Raw genomic sequence first — 18,306 nt, 5'->3', positions numbered from 1 at the left:
GATTGCCACCGCGAAGCCGATCTGCTTAGAAGTCATTACTGCTGCTCCAAAAAACTGTGCGGGAATTATTACTATAATAGCCACCCTCCTGGCTGGATTTATACCACAAATACATAAAATAGCAAGTGTCAAGCGTTGAAAACCAATGATTTATTGACATTTGGTATATATTGTAATATAATTATAAAACAGTAAAAGATTGTTCTTTGGGAGGACAAAGTGAAAGAAATCATTCTTGCGACCGTCTTTGGGCTGGTCGTATTCATCGCAGTCTACATGCTTCTCAAGAAGCGAGAGTTGGAGGCCCGGCTTCGTAACTCAATGCATCAAATGCACGCGGAGCGTGATCGAGCGCTGGTTGCTGAGGATCAGCTTCGGCAAGAGCGTGTGCTCCGTCAGCAAGCTGAGGAATCGGCCAAGCGTGATCCGATGACGGGACTGGCAAACCGTGGTGAACTGACCAGTCAGCTGAGTGCACTTGCGAGCCCTCTGCTACGGCGCGACTCCGAAGAAAAGCGCGCTGGATTGATGCAAAGCTTGGCAGCAGCCATGATCGACGCTGATTTCTTCAAGGCGGTAAATGACACGTACGGTCATGATGTTGGAGATCAGGTGCTGATCGACATCGCGCGCGTACTTCGTTCGGTCGTTCGTGACACCGACTTGGTGGCACGGTATGGCGGCGAAGAATTCGTGGTCGTGTTTCCAAATATTTCGGCTGAGAAGTTGGCTGAAGTTGCGGAGGAGATCCGCGCTGCGATCGAGGATCATGAGTTCGTCAACGACCTGCTGGTAACGGTCAGTGTCGGGACCGCTCACACGCGTTTCGCAACGACGCCGGAAAAACTGCTTAAAGAAGCAGATCTGGCTCTGTATGACGCAAAAAAGGAGGGGCGGAATCGAGTGGTTGGTCGTGTACTGACCTGATCAAAGATTGTCCTCCCGCTGATACTTGAAGCGAACGTGAAAACGTTCGCTTCTTTTTTTGGTCGGCGGGCCCGAAGGGCCCGCCGACCTACTATCGATCTTAGTGTGCGATCGCCAGGCAAATGAGTTTTACGTGGGGTGGTAGGTGCGGCGCGAGCGCAGCTCGCGCCGCACGCATCGTCGCGCCAGTAGTGAAAACATCGTCAACCAGTACAACCACTGTAGTGCCTTGTGGCAACGGTTTGTCAGTGTATGTAAAAGCTCCGCGGACGTTCTGCTGCCTAGCCACCTTATCAAGTTTTGACTGCTGCTTCGTTTCAATTTCTCGTGTCAGCAAGTGCGGTGCAGTTGCTACGTTAGCAGCTTGTAAGATCGTCAGTACTTGATTGTGACCACGAGTCCGCATACGTTTCTTCCCGAGTGGTATCGGTATGAATACGCAGTCTGTGGCTTGTTCATCGACCCAGTTTGATAACAATGTTCCGAGTAGTATCGATCCACGACGATGATAGTGAAACTTGTTGCTGGTGATAGCTGCGCGAATGATCGGATCTTGGTAGTGGCAAAGATACTCACAAGAGCCGATCCGTCCAGGTCTATACAGTTTCATGTAGTCTGTAGGCTTGGTTGAACGCAACAGGATTTCTTCGGTCGAAGGTGGGAAGAGGATGTCTACTATTGCTGTGAGTAACTTGAGCATATTTACCAGTATACGAAATTCTTCATGCTAGAATATCTGTGAATAGTATATGAAATCTCTCAGTGATATTTTTTCCTCGTTAACGAGTAGCAGCTCAGCAAAGGGAGTGGTTGGTATTGATGTTGGCTCGTCTTCAATGAAAGTTGTTGAGTTACAGGAACGAAAAGGAGTGATTACGCTCGCGACATACGGTGAAGTGCAACTTGGTCCCTACGTTGGAGAAGATATCGGCGAGTCAGTTACCCTAGAACCAAAGCAGGAGCAAGAAGCATTGGTTGACGTCATTAGAGAATCAGCTGTACAAGGAAGACAAGCGGTGTTTGCAATGCCTCTTTCGTCGAGTTTTGTGACCAACGTGAGTATTGAAGCGGATCCAGATGCTGATCTTTCATCCATGGTGCGAGTGGAAGCGCGAAAGGTCATTCCTGCATCGCTTAGTGAAGTTACGCTGGACTGGGCTGAGGTTGAGGTGACCAAGAAAGAAGCGTCGAAGAATAGTGAAAATCGACGTAATGTTCTCATTGCTGCGATTCAAAATTCAGCATTAGAACGCTTCAAGATATTGATGCAGTTTGCTGGACTTACTCAGCCGCCAACTGAGATCGAGTGTTTCAGTACGATGCGAAGTCTGTTTGATAGTGATGAAGATAATGTTGCAGTGATCGATATTGGTGCAGTTTCATCAAAGCTTTACATTGCTCGAAAGGGATTACTCATGCGTATGTATCGTATCCGTGCTGGCGGTACATTGGCAACCAAGCAGATCGCAAGTGCACTTTCAATTGATTTTTCTGAAGCTGAGCAGCGCAAGCTAGCCGCCGATAAAAACGACGCGCAGTTTTCAGAGTTGAAACGAGCGCATGACAGTAGCTACGATCGGGCATTTCGAGAATTCAATCAGGTACTGCGAGAGTATGAGGATCGAACCGGCAATAAACTAACTTCAATATACTTGTCTGGCGGTGGTTCACTCTTCCCAGGCATGGTAGGCAATCTTAAAGAGACACTGGGTCGTGAAATTCTGTTGGCGAATCCATTTTCTAAGGTCGCGTACCCAGCTTTTATGGAAGACAACATGAAAAACATTGGTCCTTCGTTTACTGTTGCGCTTGGTGCAGCGTTGCGAGTATTTGAGTAACGTTTCCACAGTCACTTAGCCGTTTTTGTTACTAAGGAGCGTATAATATAAAGTATGGCAGATCTTTCTAATAACTCGTTCATTCCAAAGCGTGGTCCCGCGAAGCGACGTCGTGAAGTGATGTCTCGGCAGGTGTACGTTTTTACTTTGATCAGTTATGTACTCCTATTCGCTACATTGCTAGCAACTGGTGGTGTCTTTTTCTACGGACAATACATTGATAAGGAGTGGCAATCTCAAGTTGAGCAGCTTAATACAAGGATCTCTAGTTTTAGTGAGGCTGATCTGCAACGGGTGCTTGAGTTTGACCGACGACTTCAACAAGCAACGGATCGAGTTGAGAGTAGTGTTTCAATAGTGTCGGTTCTTAAAGCCCTCGAGGCAGCCACTGCGGGAACAGTGCAGCTTGAAGACCTATCACTTACTCGTGAGATGGATTCAGAATACATGCTTGCTGCTGCAGTGAACACAGACACGTTCGACTCAACTATCTTCCAGCGTGATCTCTTTACTGACTCTGAGATAATCGCAGACGTTTCGGTGATGGATGTGAAGGCATTAAGTGAGGCTGACGCTGCTCAAGAGAGGCTACAAGAAGATAAGAATGCGATCCTGAATCAGCGATCAGCTGTTGATTTCAAAGTAGAACTAACTGTACCGATTGAAGCTATTCCGTACGTTCCGCCTGATGCGCCGATCACTGTTTCTGCACCAGTAGTTACTAGCCCGGTTAGTCCAATTGCAACGACCACAGCAGTCGATGTTAACGATAATGATCTATGATTCCAAAAGGCTTATTCACACAGATCGGCATGGTGATAATCTCTGTAGCGATCATCATCACATATGTAAAACCAGCTTTTTCTGATATTGGTGAAGTGCAGTCACAGATCGAAGCATATCAAAAGCAAAATGAGCAGGTCGAAGCAGTGAACCAAAAGTTACGCACGCTTGTTTCTCGTATGGATAATACGCCAACTCGTGATGAGGAAAGGTTATACACGTACATGCCAGATTCGGTTGATTCGATCCATATACCACGTGATCTGTACCTGATCGTTAAGCAGGCAGGATTGTTGTATCGCGATGTTACATATGCGAAGGTGCAAAATTATAGGGTGCCAACTGACCCAAGAACTGGCCAGCCGCTGAACATGCCAAAGCCACACAGCTTCAGTCTTTCAGTTGAAGGGACCTATAATCAAGTAAAAACCTTCTTGACCCTTCTTGAGCAGAATAATTATCCATTTGAGATCCACGACCTGTCGATCAAACGAATTGATGGTGGTTTTCTATCAGCTGATTTTGAGATCATGACTTATGAGTACATGTCTTCAGAAATTAGTAGTTAAGTACGTGGAATATGAGTAAAACTGCAGTAAATCTAATCATCGTTCTCGGACTCATTACGGTTGCGTTTGCCGGGTATTATCTCTATACACAAAAGTCTGCAACTACCCTGGATTTTGATTCGAATCGACCGACGTTCGATAACATGATCGCCAATACAAGAGCTTTTATTGAGCGGGGTAAAGTGCTAGATGGTGTGCAGATGAACGTTGGTCTTTTTGATGATGAGCGGTTCACGTCACTTCGAAGTTACCGTACTGATATTGTCGAGCCACCAATTGGCCGATCTGATCCGTTTGCCGAAGTAGAAGATAAAGTGTTCGATGAACTCGAGCCTCCAGCATCAGTTCCGGTTATAACAAATATCTAGGCACCATGGATCCGCTGCAGGCATTACAAGAGCGTGGTGGGGTCGATCAGTCTTTTATTACGGAGGCTGAGCGTATTATCGGTGAGACTGGCCGTTCATATGAGTCTGTTTTTGAAGAACTCGGCATGAGCAAGGAGGATGTTCGTCAGTTTATGGCCGATTTCTATCAGGTGCCAGTCTTTGATATCCCAGAAGGATTTACGGTTACTCAGGAGATCCTAGATTTTATTTCAGAAGAATCAGCCCAGCACTATCGAATGGTGCCCCTTAAGGTTGAAGATGATGTGTTGGTGGTGGGTGTCAACAATCCTGACAACCTACAGATGCGTGAGGCGCTTAACTTCATAAGCACCAAGAACAATATTCCATACAAGCTCGTCTACATGCCAGATGAGGATATTGTTCGTATCCTTAACTTCTACTCAAACCTGGAAGGTGATGTTGGTGATGCGCTTGAGACGCTTGAAAGCGAACTCGATAAAGAAATTGCTGCTAGTCTTGAGGAGTCAGATGTACAGACTAAAGAGTCACTGGAGCATATTGAAGAGGATGCGCCAGTTACAAAGATCGTAGCGACGATTTTGCGGTATGCAGTGGATGGTAGTGCGTCTGATATTCATATTGAACCAAGTCCGGTTGAGGTGGCGGTCCGTTTTCGTGTTGATGGTGAGTTGGCAAAAAGTCTCACACTGCCGAAGAACGTGCATATGGCAGTGGTTGCGCGAGTGAAGATACTCTCTTCGATGCGTCTTGATGAGCGACGTCGGCCACAAGATGGTCGTTTCTCAGCGACATTTGATGATCGAAAGATCGATTTTCGTGTATCTGTATTGCCTACCAATCATGGCGAGAAGGTGGTAATGCGTATTTTGGATACGAGTAAAGGAGTTCGCTCGCTTGAAGAGAGTGGTATTTCTGCCTCAAATATGGAGTTGCTCCGAAAGATCGTGCAGGAACCATACGGTATCATTCTCATCTCAGGTCCAACTGGTTCTGGTAAGTCAACTACATTGCGTGGAATGATCCAGGAAGTTGATACGGTGACCAAGAATGTAATGTCACTTGAGGATCCGGTTGAGTATGACATGTCTGGAGTGAGTCAGTCACAGGTTCGACCCGAGATCGGGTACACCTTCGCGCGCGGTCTACGCGCTGCACTTCGTCAAGACCCAGACATTATCATGGTAGGTGAGATCCGAGATACTGAAACTGCACAGCTGGCTATCCAAGCTGCACTTACTGGTCACCTTGTGCTTTCTACGATTCACACCAACAACGCGATCGGTGTGATTCCGCGTCTGATCGACATGGGGATTGATCCGTACCTGATCGCACCAACGCTCAAACTCACGATCGCGCAGCGACTTGCTCGTACCTTGTGTGATGGTACAGGTCGTGAAGAAGAAGTTTCTCCAAGTACAGAGGCTCGTATCAGTGAGACATTTAAGACGTTGCCACAGAAGTATCATAAGCGTATACCTGAAAGTCGCACGATGTTGCATCCAGAACCGACACCTGGTTGCGCGACTGGCTACAGCGGACGAACTGCGATCACTGAAGTGCTTGAGATCAATGAAGAGATGCAAGAGTTGATCTTGAAAAATGCCTCAGAAGAAGAATTCTTCATGGCTGCTCGTAAGAATGGCTTTATCACTATCCAAGAAGACGCCATGATCAAGGCGCTTAATCACGAGATACCATACGAAGAAATGAATGTCTTTAGTACTAAGATCGGTATTGAAACTGACCCAAATGAAACTTATGATACTGTCGATAACCTAAATGATATTGAGGTGGCAGAGGCTATAATGGGTAGTGATGAAGTTACTTCTCATTGATGATGACGCTTTTTTGCGCGACATGTACGCGCTGAAGTTTAAAGATACTGGCTATGAGGTTGAGGTTGCTGATGGTGCGGTCACTGCTTTGCGTGTTCTTGAGCGATCGCAAGATTTTGATGTCATTATGTTAGACATGATCATGCCGGGAATGACAGGAACAGAACTTATTAGAGCGATTCGTGAAAAGTTCCCTGACATGAAAGCCAAGTGCATCGTTTTGTCTAATCAGGGACAAGATGAAGATATTGAAGAAGCGACCAAGGCTGGAGCCGATGGGTATATTATTAAAGCGGAAGCAGTGCCAAGTGATGTGGTTAAAAAAGTAGAGGCAATGGCAAAAAAGTAAGTAACAAATGTATGGCTGTTGATTACAAACGAGAACTCAATGTGTTGATCGAGCTGATCTTGCAAGAACAGGCATCTGACCTGCACTTTTCAGTTGGTGCACATCCGCTTATTCGAGTGTCGGGTACACTGATCCCTCTTCTAAAAAAGCCGATCCTGACCGATGCAGATGTGAACGGATTCGCAAAGGTACTGATGCGTGAAGATCAATACAAACGCTATGCGGAGTATAGTGAGATAGACTTTTCATATGAAAACTCTGAGGGTGTTCGTTTTCGAGGAAACGCATTTCATCAGCGGGGTCGTATGGCCATTGCACTTCGTCTCATTCCTAATGTGATCCGTACGTTTGAAGAGCTTAATTTGCCACCAATTCTTGAGAGTTTCACGCAGCGTTCACAAGGTTTCTTTCTTTGTGTAGGCCCAGTAGGACAGGGTAAGTCAACCACGCTTGCCTCGATGGTGAACTTGATCAATAAAGGGCGGGCTGAGCACATCGTGACGATCGAGGATCCGATCGAGTACGTATACACTGAAGAAAAGGCGCTGATCGATCAGAGAGAGATCGGAATTGATACAGTGAATTTTGAAAAAGCGCTTAGCGCAGCGCTACGCCAAGACGTAGACGTTATTCTGGTGGGTGAGATGCGTAACACGGAGACCATTGCTGCAGCAGTAACAGCAGCAGAAACTGGTCACTTGGTGTATTCAACACTTCACACCAACGACGCGGCTCAGACTATCAACCGTATTGTTGACTCGTTTCCGGGTGCGCAGCAAGATCAGATCCGAGTGCAGCTCGCTTCATCTTTGATCGCGATCTTTTCACAGCGACTTATTCCACACATTGCGGGTGGATTGGTGCCAGCCTATGAGCTGCTCATCAACAACACTGCGGTCAGTAACCTGATCCGTGAGAATCGCATTCATGAGATTCCATCAGTGATCGAGACTGGTCTCGAGCAAGGTATGATCGACATGAACCGATCGCTGGCTCGCTTGGTACAAAATGGAGACATTACAGTTGAGAATGCCTTCACGTACTCGGTGAATCCGAAGGGTCTCGAACGACTCATCTAACAAATTTTGTATGCTCTTTAATTACAAAGCGATCGACAGCTCAAACATCCAACGTGAAGGTACTGTGGAAGCACCAACGGTTGATGCTGCAATCTCGGCGGTGCAGAAGCGTGGATATACGCTTGTTTCGATCGATGAGACCAACAAATCTGAAGGGTTGGCTGGGCTAATGAACATTGAGTTCTCGTTTTTCCAGTCAGTCTCAAACAAAGAGATCGTGATCCTCTCTCGTCAGATCTCGACACTTTTCCAGGCGCAAGTGTCGCCACTTCGTATCTTCCGTTTGTTGTCTGCTGAAGTAGAGAATCCGCAGCTACAGCAGATCATGAATCAGATCGTTGAGGATCTTCAGGCTGGTAGTTCGATCTCGCGTGCACTATCTTCGCATCCTGAGGTGTTCTCTTCTTTCTATGTAAACCTAGTGCGTTCAGGTGAAGAGTCTGGTTCTCTTGAGAAGGCGTTTGATTATTTGGCTGATTATCTCGATCGACAATATGAAGTGATCAGCAAAGCGCGTAACGCACTTATTTATCCGGCGTTTGTGGTGGGTATCTTTATTTTGGTGATGGGGCTGATGCTCACCTTGGTGATCCCAAATATCGCTAAGATCCTTACTGATTCAGGACAAGAATTACCGATCTACACTAAGATCGTGATCGGTATCTCTGATTTTATGGTCAACTACATCGGATTTATTTTGATCGCTATTGCTGGTATTGGTGTTGGTATCTGGAAATTTCGTCAAACTGATGTCGGTAAACGAACCTTCGATGAGTTCTTCATTTCTGTGCCGTATTTAGGTGACCTGCAACGCAAACTTTTGCTCACCCGTATTTGTGACAACATGGCAACTATGCTTGGTAGCGGTATCTCGATCGTACAGGCGCTCGAAGTGACTGCTGACGTGGTGGACAACATGGTCTACAAAGAGATCATTCAGTCAGCGTTGGTCGAGGTGAAGGGAGGTCGTTCGTTTGCGGACTCGATCGCTGAGTACCCGGAGATCCCAGGTGTGCTCGCGCAGATGGCTAAGGTGGGTGAGGAGACTGGTAGTCTCGGTACGATCCTTACGACGTTGTCTAATTTCTATCGTCGAGAAGTGAACAACGCAGTCGATACTCTCATCGGACTGATCGAACCAGCGATGATCGTGATGCTTGGTATTGGTGTTGGTGTATTGCTCGCATCTGTCTTGATGCCGATCTACAACCTGACAAGTGCGTTTTGATGTAGGCTTGAGCAAATGAAAACGGGCCGGCAGCTTCGCTGCTGGCCCGTTTTCATCACTTGTCCCCAGTCTCTCGGATATAGACAAGATGAGGTCGTATAATAGTAGTAGCCGCGTACAACGTAGGCCATCATATTTCAGATACGCAGCTGATATCTGAAATATGATATTAATGAAATAATTGATCTAATCATTATGAAAAAGACACTCCAACGAGGTTTTACGCTCATTGAGCTCCTCGTCGTGATTGCAATTATTGGTATTTTGGCCGCAGTTGTGCTCGCTTCACTCAACGATGCTCGTGATGGTGGACAGGACGCATCTATCAAGCAGTCAATGGGTAACCTTCGTTCTCAAGCAGAGCTTAACTACAACCAGGCTGGGTATACCTATGCGGGTGTGTGTAGTGAAAGTCAGGTTCAGTCGCTTTTGGAGGCGGCAGCAAATAACCGCTCAGAGACTGGTAAGACAGTTAACTACACAGGTGTTGGTGCAGCTGATACTGTAACATGTGCAGATAACGCTAGTGGTTATGCTGCAAACGCACCACTTAATATTCAGTGGGATAACGGAGGTGTTATGACTACAGCGTTCTGGTGTGTAGACTCAACTGGATTCTCAGGCACCACTACTGCTGCTACTATTGATGCTACAGGTGCTGCTGAGGATGTGACTTGTCTATAGTTTGTCGAGATTGGTCAAACAAAAAAACACCCAATGGGTGTTTTTTTGTTTGCAAAGTCATTTTGACGACAATGTATCAGGTATAATAGTCAGTAATGAAAAAGCGAAACGCAGCTTTTACAATAATCGAGCTCCTCGTCGTGATTGCAATTATTGGTATTTTGGCATCTATTATACTTAAGTCCCTTAACGATGCTCGGTCATCTGGAATCGATGCCAAAGTACAGTCAGAAATGGAATTTCTCTCGAAGCGCGCTGAGATCGAACATATTCAAAGTCTTACGTACGATTCAGTGTGTGGTACGAATGGCATCGCCACGTCAACAGAGGTGCTTAGCCTGATCACCTCGATCAACAAGATCGCTTCCAGTACAGTCATCTGTAACAGCGGAACAGCTGCATATGCTGCAGCAGCGCCGTTTGATACAGGGTACTGGTGTGTTGATAGTACAGGCGAAAAGAAAGAGATCGCTGCGGCGTTGCCAGCAGCTCAAGTGACCTGTGATCCATAGGGGAGTGCAAAGGCCCGGTGCGCGACCAGATTTTTAAGGAGTCGTTTAGACGACTATAAAAAGCAAGGTGAATTTTCTGCAAAGAAAAAGAGGGAGTGCCCTGGGGCAGGAAGTACTCTTGTGGTGCAGCGCCGGGCCTTTGCTATACTACATGAACCATGTTTTTACTTGATCTTATCGCGGTACCGGTTGGTTGGTTGTGCTTCTATATATTTGGTGTGGGTGTGATCATCGGCAGTTTTCTCAATGTATATATCTATCGTTTCCACACCGGTAAATCTCTAGCGGGCAGTTCACATTGTTTGTCCTGTGGTACTGACCTTAAGTGGTATGAATTAGTTCCGCTTTTGTCGTATCTTGGATTACGCGGACGATGTCGTACGTGCGGGTGTCGGATCCCGTCTCGGTACTTCTTGGTGGAGCTGGCTACTGGGCTTTTATTCACGTGGACGCTACTCATTGCGTATTCAGTGTCGACGCTGTTTTTGTATTGGTTTGTCATGTCAGTACTGGTGGTCATTACGGTCTATGATCTCTATCACTTCATTATTCCTGACAAATTGACCGTCGTGCTTACAGCAGCTGCAGTTGCGCTGTTAGTGAGTGATGGCTTACGTGGTGGCTTCAGCTTCGAAGTGTTTGGTATTGCGGTTGGAGCCGCACTGCTCGGTTCTGGCTTTTACTTACTGCTCTGGCTTATCTCAAAAGGGCAGTGGCTCGGTTTTGGTGACGTAAAGTTGGCAATACCCCTCGGTCTTCTCGTTGGTGCCAAGTCAGTCTTTTCGTTTGTGGTGCTGTCGTTTTGGGTGGGTGCTGTTATTAGTTTGCTCATTATTGGCTATCAGTATCTGAGTAGGGGAAAAGCGAGCTTACCTTTACCGGCAAAAGCCCTTACAATGAAGAGTGCTATACCGTTTGCGCCGTTTCTCGTAGCGAGTTGTTTGATCATACTATTCACACATTTCAATGTTCTCTCGTTATTTTACTTCCTCTAGACCTATATCAAATACACTTACTTGCCGCATGCTACAAGGCGGTTTCGGTCTGATCGAACTCATGGTGAGTATCAGTATCATCGTGTTGGTGGCAGGTATTGTGTTGGCCAACCAAAGTTCTTTCAATAGTGCAGTATTGCTCCGCAACCAAGCGTACGAGATCGCACTAACACTTCGAGAAGTGCAGCTTAATGCAGTAAGTTCTAGTGGTGACGCGGGAGTCTTCCGTTCGGTTATGGGAGTGTATTTTGACAGTTTGATCCTCAATGATCGTTATCGAGTATTCAGAGACGGCGATGCGGATTATCATTACAGTGCCGCGAGTGAAGACTACGGAGCACTTGGTAGGCTCGATAAGCGTTTTGAGATACGTACTATTACGGATAGTAATGGAAATCTACACAATGACATTTCGGTCGTGTTCGAGCGGCCAAACTTTGATGCACGATTCTTTGATGGCGTTGGTGAGATTCCAGCAGAATCAGTGCAGATCGAAGTTGGTCGAGTTGGTAGTGCTGATGTGCGTGTGATCGAAGTGACGACTTCTGGTCAAATAGCCGTTATCTAATATGCAAATTAGCAACACAAAACAATCTGGCTTTACTCTCGTAGAAATGATCGTCTCGTTGGCGGTGTTCTCGGTGGTGGTTACGATCGCGGTAGGGGCACTACTAGCTTTGATCACTTCCAATGAGCGTTTGCAGAATGAACAGTCAGTGATGACCAACCTTTCGTTTGCGCTCGATAGTATGACGCGTGAGCTGAGAACGGGCTTTCACTATTTTTGTGATGCTCAAATGGCACCAAATGCTGGTGCACATAAGATCTTTGCTGATGGTATCAATTCAGGCATCACAACTGACTTGGACACCGAGCTTGAGGTTGGAGGAATTCCATTAAAGCAAGATTGTGCAACTGGGCGTGGAGGTAACACGTGGCAAGGTGTTGCATTTGTGGAAGGAGGCAACAGTATTACCGGAGCAGCGGATGATCGCATTCTGTATTTTTATCATGAAGATACCGGCAAGATCTATCGTCGGGTCGGAGCTGGTCCAGCACAGTCGATCGTTTCGTCTGGTATCGTGATTACCGATGCGGAATTTTATGTGACCGGTTCGAAGCCGCTGAGCGAAGGTGCACCAGATTATTTAGATCAGGCTTCGATCACGATCTATATTGAGGCTAGGGAGGTTGATGATCCACAGGCAAAACCGTACCGAGTGCAAACAACCGTAACTCAAAGAACAGCTGACGTATGATGTATACACGACACAATCAAAGAGGCTTTAGTTTGGTGGAGACACTGGTTGCGATTACTATTCTTTTGATCGTGATCAGCGGTCCGATGGCGATCAGTTCACGAGCAGCCAAGAGTACAACCTACGCGAGTGAGCAGGTGGTGGCTTTCTTCTTGGCTCAAGAGGGGGCAGAGATCGCTCAGAAGTTGCGCGATGATCTTGTGTTGCGTGAGTTCGAAGGTTTGACCAATACAGCTTGGCAGCAGTTTTCTGACGACACAGGGGCTGGAGCATATAGTGATTGTTTCATTTCGCATAATGTGTATGGTTGTGGCCTTGAATTGATCGCGGGAGATACGGCTGGAGCAGTAGCTGCACCGATTGACTGTACCAGTACTGGTAATGCCTGTACCTTGCGTTTCGATGAAACGGGAGAGCGTAGTCGGTACAAGCACTCGGCAGGCACTCCAACTGCGTACAAACGTATCATCAAGTTTAACAGGCTTGATGACCACCAGGTTCGGGTCGAGTCTACTGTTTCGTGGCGAAGTGGATCGCTCAGAGATGAGCAGTCAGTTACGGTAGAGACATTCTTGTTAGATGTATATCGTTAGTAGTATGAAACATTCCCCTGAACAATCTGGATTTGCACTGCTGATCTCACTGATCGTTGTAGCTGCGGTCATTTCGATCGGGTTGGCAATTCTAGATCTTTCGATCAAGCAGATCAGTCTTTCGACCAACTCAAAACAGTCTGAGATCGCATTTCATGCAGCCAATGCGGGTATGGAGTGTGCGCACTTCTGGCGCCGAGAAGAATCGGACGCAATGGAACTTGGTAACAATATCTCGCCTGATTGCTTTGGAGTCAACTCTGATCCAGTGAGTGTAGCGCCAACCGATCTTGGTGGTTTGGGTGACGTTGCAGGGGATGGTGAAGCGTTCTTGTACAAATACACCTTTTCGTGGCCGAGCGGTACCCCTGATCGCTGCACGAGTGTGACTGCGCTGGTGGCTTCGTCAACGCCACTTGGCGTGGGAACAACAGTCAACAATGTCGAAACGCACGTTCCTGGATACCCAGACGGAAATTCATTCGTTTGTGAGTCTGGCTCACGTTGTTCGGTGATCTCTGTGCGTGGGTATAATTATCCGTGTTCAGCAATCGCAGGGGGAAATACGAGAGGTATCGTAGAACGTGAAGTGCTGCTACAATTCTAGTCATGGCTAAGCAGGCAGATAGAGAGCGGCTAGGGAAGCTGCGGGAGACGGTCGCGTATCATCGCAAACGATATCATGATGAAGATGCGCCTGAGATCAGTGATGAGGCATATGATGCGCTTCTTAAAGAGCTTGGTGAACTTGAGCTACAGGTAGAAGGGCGGGTCAGCACAGCAGCCACAGTTGGTGGAGTGGTCAATGAAGCATTTTCGAAAGTGACGCACCGAGTGCGGCAGTGGTCGTTTGATAATGTATTTACAGAAGAAGAACTGATCGATTGGGACGCGCGCCTCAAGCGTTGGCTTCGTGATGCTGACCGTCCGCAGACTGAGATCGAGTATGTGGCAGAACATAAGATCGACGGACTGAAGCTAGTGATCGAGTATGAAGCCGGCAAGCTGGTGCGGTGTGCAACACGTGGTGATGGAGTGGTCGGTGAGAACGTGACCCATACTGCAAGTACCATCAAGACACTGCCGCAGACGCTCAAGCAACCAGTTGACCTTATTTGTGTAGGAGAAGTCTGGCTAGGTGAAAAAGAATTTGCACGTATCAATGCAGAGCGTGAGAAGAATGCTGAGGCGTTGTTTGCGAACCCGCGTAACGCAGCCGCCGGGTCCTTGCGACAGCTGGACCCGGCGGTAGCAGCCAGCCGAAAATTGTCGCTCACTGTGTATGATATTGATCTGTTTGACGTGCGAGATGCGGTGGTAACAGAACCTGCCTCGCAATGGGAAGAATTGCAGCTCTTGGCGCAGCTTGGTCTGCCAGTTAGTAAAGACTCAAAGCGCTGCAAGTCGATCGCTGAAGTGCAGGAGTACTATGAGGTCTGGACCAAGAAACATAATTCTCTTCCGTATGGGGTTGATGGGGTGGTAGCAAAAGTAAACGAAGTATCCATTCAGCGCGTACTTGGCTATACCGCCAAGGCACCACGCTTTGGAATGGCATATAAATTTCCAGCAGAGGAAGCAACCACTTTGGTCGAAGATATTATGTTGCAAGTCGGTCGGACTGGAGTGATCACCCCAGTGGCGCACTTGAAGCCAGTTTTGATCGATGGCTCGACGGTATCGCGAGCGACGCTTCACAATGAAGATCGGATCAAGGAGCTCGATATTCGGGTTGGTGATACGGTGGTGCTCCGCAAAGCAGGAGATATCATTCCAGAGATTCTCTCGGTAGTACTGCCGCTTCGCCCAGAGGGTGCGAAGCCATACAAGTTCCCTAAGAAAGTGGCTGAATGTGGCAGTGACGGCTCGATCGAGCGCATCCCGGGCGAAGCAGCTTATCGGTGTGTTTTCAGAGATTCTGGTGTGCTCCACCGGCAGCGTTTGTACTATTTTGTATCAAAGGGTGCGCTCAATATAGATGGTGTTGGTCCGAAGATCATTGATGCACTACTTGAGTACGGACTCATTTCAACCTATGTAGACTTATTTACTCTCACTGAAGGCGATGTGCGAGACTTACCTGGCTTTAAGGAAAAAGCGGCACAGAATGTGATCGAGGCAATTACCAAAGCTCGGAATGTTCCTTTGTACCGACTGCTGGTAGGGTTGTCGATCGATAACGTGGGAGAGGAGACGGCGCGCTTGCTCGCTGAGCATTTTGGTTCCCTCGAAGCGATCAAGCGCGCCTCACGCGAAGATATCGACGCCATTCACGGTATCGGTGAAACGGTTGCTGATTCGATCATTGCTTGGTTTGCTGACAAGCAGCACGCAAAGGTGTTAGCAGAGCTGCTCCCACACCTGACGATCGAAAATCCTGACCTTAGTGGTACACCAGGCACCCTAACGGGCAAGACGTTTGTGCTCACTGGCACTCTTGAGTCAATGACACGCGACGAAGCAAAGGCGATCATCAGAAAGATGGGTGGCAAGATATCTTCTTCAGTTTCGAAGAAGACGGACTATGTTGTAGTAGGTGCCGATCCAGGCAGCAAGGCTGCTGAAGCAGAACGACTGGGAGTGACAATTCTTTCTGAGACAGATTTCCAACAGCTAGTGTAATTTTACTTTCGGGTGAGGAGTGGTATGCTAGCCCCATGAAACGAGAAGATATTGAGCATTTGGCCTCGCTCGCTCGCATTCGTTTGACTGAAGAGGAGATGGAGCGCCTACCGGGGGAATTATCATCAATTGTAGCGTACGTTAGTGTCGTGAGTGATATTGCTGGCGAAGAAGCTGATGCTGCGCCGGAGGTTGGGGTGCGATACAACGTATTTCGCAAGGATGAAGTGACCAACGAGCCGGACCAGTACACCAAGGATATTTTGGCGGAAATGCCGAAGACTGAAGGTCGATTTATGAAGGTGAAGAAGATCCTGCAAGTTGATGAATAATATGGATACGATAGCAACACTCCGCGCTGCGTACATAGCAGGCGACACTACTCCAACTGAAGTGGTGCAAAAGACACTTGATACGATCAAAGAAAAAGATGGCGAAATCCACGCATTCTTGGCTGTGTATGAAGATGCACTCAAAGAAGCAGAAGCTGCGACTACAGCTTACAAAGAGAAGGGTGCTGATACTCCGGCACTCCTCGGTATTCCGGTTGCCATTAAAAACAACATTCTCGTAAAGGGCCGCAAAGCAACGGCAGCGTCTAAGATACTCGAGAACTACACTGCGGTGTACGACGCGACGATCATTGAGAAGCTTAAGGCAGTTGGTGCGATCATCGTGGGTGCAACCAATCTCGACGAATTCGCCATGGGTGGATCAACCGAAAACTCTGCCTTTGGTCCTACCAAGAACCCAGTTGATACTGCTCGTGTACCTGGGGGTTCTTCGGGTGGTTCTGCTGCGGCAGTCGCTATGGGTGCGGTACCGGTCGCGATCGGTACTGATACTGGCGGTTCGATCCGACAACCAGCGAGCTACTGTGGTTTGGTTGGTTTCAAGCCAACCTACGGCGCAGTGTCTCGATATGGACTCATGGCAATGGGTTCGTCGCTCGACCAAGCTGGGCCGCTTACCAACACTGTCGCAGATGCTGAGCTGGTTCATGAGACCATGGCAGGGCTCGACAAGATGGACGCTACCACGATCACTGACGATACGTATCCAGCGGTCCCGGCAAAAGAAACATACACTTTTGGTGTGCCGCGCAACTTCCTCAAGGAAGGAGTCGATGCGTCAGTCCTTGAAGCATTTGAGGCACACACAAAGGAGCTCGAAACAGCTGGACACAAGGTGGTCGATATCGACCTGCCGCTCTTTGAAAAAGGGCTGGCGGCGTACTATATCGTGATGCCAGCTGAGGTGTCTTCAAACCTCGCTCGCTACGACGGTATCCGATACGGTCTTTCAGAAGACGGAGATGAACTGCTCGATGTCTACGAACTGTCTCGCGCAAAGGGCTTTGGTCCTGAAGTGAAGCGTCGTATTTTGCTCGGCACGCACGTACTTTCTTCCGGGTACTACGATGCGTACTATGGCAAGGCCGAACTCGCTCGCAAGAAGATGCGTCAGGAGCTCGATGAGGTCTTCAAGAAAGTAGACATCATTCTCACGCCGACAGCGCCAACGCCAGCCTTTAAGTTTGGTGAGCAAGAAGACCCGATCGCGATGTACAAACAAGATATCTTCACGGTGCCGGTCAATCTGACCGGTGTCCCGGCGCTCACCTTCCCAATGGGAACCGTGGAACAAGACGGAAAGCAGCTACCGGTTGGGGTACAATACATAGGACCACACGGTGGTGACGCTCGTCTCTTTGCAGTTGGCAAGACCATGTACGACGAGCGCGCGTAGCGTTCTATGGCCACATACATTGATCCTGACATTATTACACCAACTACTTCGCCCGACGTTCCAACTATTCCGGCGGTGTCTTTAGGTGTTGATCCGTCTGGTGGGACTGGCGCTGGTACGGTTGATTTTAGTTCGATCCCCTTTGATGGGCTCTGGAATTTCATCAGTTCGCTTTGGTCATTGTATACGATCTTGGCGTACATCTTTTCGATCATTCTTTTGGTGCTGTATGTGTATGCATCGGTCAAGAAGAATCTGTACCTTGGGCTGCAGATCCAAAAGTTGCGCGATGACGAAAAACTTTATGCCGAACAATTTCGCGGTGAACACCGAGCGAGTCGTCTTGATGATGTTTTAAAACATAGTGATTCCGATAACCCAAATGACTGGAAGTTGGCGATCATTGAGGCTGATATCATTCTCGATGATGTCTTGAAACAGAGAGGCTATATCGGCAGTTCTCTTGGTGAACGGCTAAAGAGCATTTCTTCAAGTCAGCTATCCTCGCTTGATGATGCGTGGGAAGCGCACAAGGTACGTAACCGCATTGCACATGACGGAGCTGACTTCGTACTGACGAAGCGTTTAGCACACGAAACGATCGGTCGCTACCAACGTGTTTTCAACGAGTTTGGGGTAACCTAACTTGCCAAGTGCTCAAAAATAGTGTATTTTCTTACCCACGCCACGAGTTGGTTAATTGCTTTGTAAAAGGCAATTAAGAAGAAAATATATAGCGGGGTAGAGGAGAGGTACCTCGGGAGGCTCATAACCTCCAGACCCCGGTTCGATTCCGGGCCCCGCAACAAATTTAGTATGACAAAAGGTTGGGTGTACATGCCCAGCTTTTTGTTATTCACAACTTGTCCACTTTTTCAGTGTTTGGCCGGAAACTTTTTGTCTGATATTTTAG

21 protein-coding genes and 1 tRNA gene are annotated in these 18,306 nt (G+C 47.7%); 21 read left to right on the top strand and 1 reads right to left on the bottom strand.

Annotated elements, in window-relative coordinates; translation table 11 throughout:
* Nucleotides 1-219: 219 nt before the first annotated feature.
* Nucleotides 220-927, top strand: coding sequence for a GGDEF domain-containing protein (locus H6786_05615; GenBank protein ID MCB9816838.1), 708 nt, complete (start codon nt 220-222; stop codon nt 925-927).
* Nucleotides 928-1,027: 100 nt separating this feature from the next.
* Here the strand turns inward: H6786_05615 and H6786_05610 are convergent, their stop codons facing one another.
* Nucleotides 1,028-1,627, bottom strand: a complete 600-nt coding sequence (locus H6786_05610) for a hypothetical protein (protein ID MCB9816837.1) — start codon at nt 1,625-1,627, stop codon at nt 1,028-1,030.
* Between the two features lie 49 nt (nt 1,628-1,676).
* Between H6786_05610 and pilM the strand changes: the two genes are divergently transcribed.
* From pilM to H6786_05510, 20 genes are all read left to right on the top strand, one after another.
* Nucleotides 1,677-2,765 carry a pilus assembly protein PilM gene (gene pilM / locus H6786_05605; GenBank protein ID MCB9816836.1) on the top strand — a complete coding sequence of 363 codons (1,089 nt, stop codon included), beginning with the start codon at nt 1,677-1,679 and terminating at the stop codon, nt 2,763-2,765.
* A gap of 54 nt (nt 2,766-2,819) precedes the next feature.
* Nucleotides 2,820-3,548, top strand: a complete 729-nt coding sequence (locus tag H6786_05600) for a hypothetical protein (protein ID MCB9816835.1) — start codon at nt 2,820-2,822, stop codon at nt 3,546-3,548.
* Nucleotides 3,545-4,117, top strand: coding sequence for a hypothetical protein (locus H6786_05595; protein MCB9816834.1), 573 nt, complete (start codon nt 3,545-3,547; stop codon nt 4,115-4,117). Before H6786_05600 ends, H6786_05595 begins: the two co-directional genes overlap by 4 nt.
* A gap of 11 nt (nt 4,118-4,128) precedes the next feature.
* Nucleotides 4,129-4,485, top strand: a complete 357-nt coding sequence (locus tag H6786_05590; GenBank protein MCB9816833.1) for a hypothetical protein — start codon at nt 4,129-4,131, stop codon at nt 4,483-4,485.
* A gap of 5 nt (nt 4,486-4,490) precedes the next feature.
* Nucleotides 4,491-6,323: a Flp pilus assembly complex ATPase component TadA gene (gene tadA, locus H6786_05585; GenBank protein ID MCB9816832.1), complete on the top strand. Its 1,833-nt coding sequence runs from the start codon at nt 4,491-4,493 to the stop codon at nt 6,321-6,323.
* Nucleotides 6,304-6,672 carry a response regulator gene (locus tag H6786_05580; protein MCB9816831.1) on the top strand — a complete coding sequence of 123 codons (369 nt, stop codon included), beginning with the start codon at nt 6,304-6,306 and terminating at the stop codon, nt 6,670-6,672. The genes tadA and H6786_05580 overlap by 20 nt, the downstream gene beginning before the upstream one ends.
* Nucleotides 6,673-6,683: 11 nt before the next feature.
* Entirely contained in the window at nt 6,684-7,751 is a 1,068-nt protein-coding gene (locus H6786_05575; protein MCB9816830.1) for a type IV pilus twitching motility protein PilT, read from the top strand.
* Between the two features lie 10 nt (nt 7,752-7,761).
* A complete protein-coding gene (locus H6786_05570) occupies nt 7,762-8,979 on the top strand; it encodes a type II secretion system F family protein (protein ID MCB9816829.1) in 1,218 nt (405 codons plus the stop codon).
* Nucleotides 8,980-9,174: 195 nt separating this feature from the next.
* Nucleotides 9,175-9,663 carry a type II secretion system protein gene (locus H6786_05565; GenBank protein ID MCB9816828.1) on the top strand — a complete coding sequence of 163 codons (489 nt, stop codon included), beginning with the start codon at nt 9,175-9,177 and terminating at the stop codon, nt 9,661-9,663.
* A gap of 95 nt (nt 9,664-9,758) precedes the next feature.
* The gene (locus H6786_05560) at nt 9,759-10,175 is read left to right on the top strand and encodes a type II secretion system protein (protein MCB9816827.1); all 417 of its coding nucleotides are present in this window, start codon (nt 9,759-9,761) and stop codon (nt 10,173-10,175) included.
* Between the two features lie 158 nt (nt 10,176-10,333).
* A complete protein-coding gene (locus H6786_05555; GenBank protein MCB9816826.1) occupies nt 10,334-11,170 on the top strand; it encodes a prepilin peptidase in 837 nt (278 codons plus the stop codon).
* 28 nt (nt 11,171-11,198) lie between these two features.
* A complete protein-coding gene (locus H6786_05550; GenBank protein ID MCB9816825.1) occupies nt 11,199-11,738 on the top strand; it encodes a prepilin-type N-terminal cleavage/methylation domain-containing protein in 540 nt (179 codons plus the stop codon).
* A 1-nt stretch (nt 11,739) separates the two neighbouring features.
* Nucleotides 11,740-12,429: a prepilin-type N-terminal cleavage/methylation domain-containing protein gene (locus tag H6786_05545; protein MCB9816824.1), complete on the top strand. Its 690-nt coding sequence runs from the start codon at nt 11,740-11,742 to the stop codon at nt 12,427-12,429.
* Nucleotides 12,426-13,022, top strand: coding sequence for a prepilin-type N-terminal cleavage/methylation domain-containing protein (locus H6786_05540; GenBank protein ID MCB9816823.1), 597 nt, complete (start codon nt 12,426-12,428; stop codon nt 13,020-13,022). The genes H6786_05545 and H6786_05540 overlap by 4 nt, the downstream gene beginning before the upstream one ends.
* Nucleotides 13,023-13,026: 4 nt before the next feature.
* Complete coding sequence (locus H6786_05535; GenBank protein ID MCB9816822.1) at nt 13,027-13,629, top strand: pilus assembly PilX N-terminal domain-containing protein; 603 nt, start codon at nt 13,027-13,029, stop codon at nt 13,627-13,629.
* A 2-nt stretch (nt 13,630-13,631) separates the two neighbouring features.
* Nucleotides 13,632-15,644: an NAD-dependent DNA ligase LigA gene (gene ligA, locus H6786_05530; protein ID MCB9816821.1), complete on the top strand. Its 2,013-nt coding sequence runs from the start codon at nt 13,632-13,634 to the stop codon at nt 15,642-15,644.
* A 35-nt stretch (nt 15,645-15,679) separates the two neighbouring features.
* The gene (gene gatC, locus H6786_05525; protein ID MCB9816820.1) at nt 15,680-15,976 is read left to right on the top strand and encodes an Asp-tRNA(Asn)/Glu-tRNA(Gln) amidotransferase subunit GatC; all 297 of its coding nucleotides are present in this window, start codon (nt 15,680-15,682) and stop codon (nt 15,974-15,976) included.
* Between the two features lies 1 nt (nt 15,977).
* Entirely contained in the window at nt 15,978-17,393 is a 1,416-nt protein-coding gene (gene gatA / locus H6786_05520) for an Asp-tRNA(Asn)/Glu-tRNA(Gln) amidotransferase subunit GatA (protein MCB9816819.1), read from the top strand.
* 6 nt (nt 17,394-17,399) lie between these two features.
* On the top strand, nt 17,400-18,038 hold the full coding sequence (locus tag H6786_05515) for a hypothetical protein (GenBank protein MCB9816818.1): 639 nt from the start codon (nt 17,400-17,402) through the stop codon (nt 18,036-18,038).
* Between the two features lie 90 nt (nt 18,039-18,128).
* A tRNA-Met gene (locus tag H6786_05510) sits at nt 18,129-18,199 on the top strand.
* Nucleotides 18,200-18,306 lie beyond the last annotated feature (107 nt).

This window comes from Candidatus Nomurabacteria bacterium (assembly GCA_020632075.1).
Taxonomy (GTDB): Bacteria; Patescibacteriota; Minisyncoccia; order Phycocordibacterales; family UBA918; genus OLB19.
Note: the sequence above shows the minus strand (reverse complement) of the source record. Positions and strands in the feature narration are given on the sequence as shown.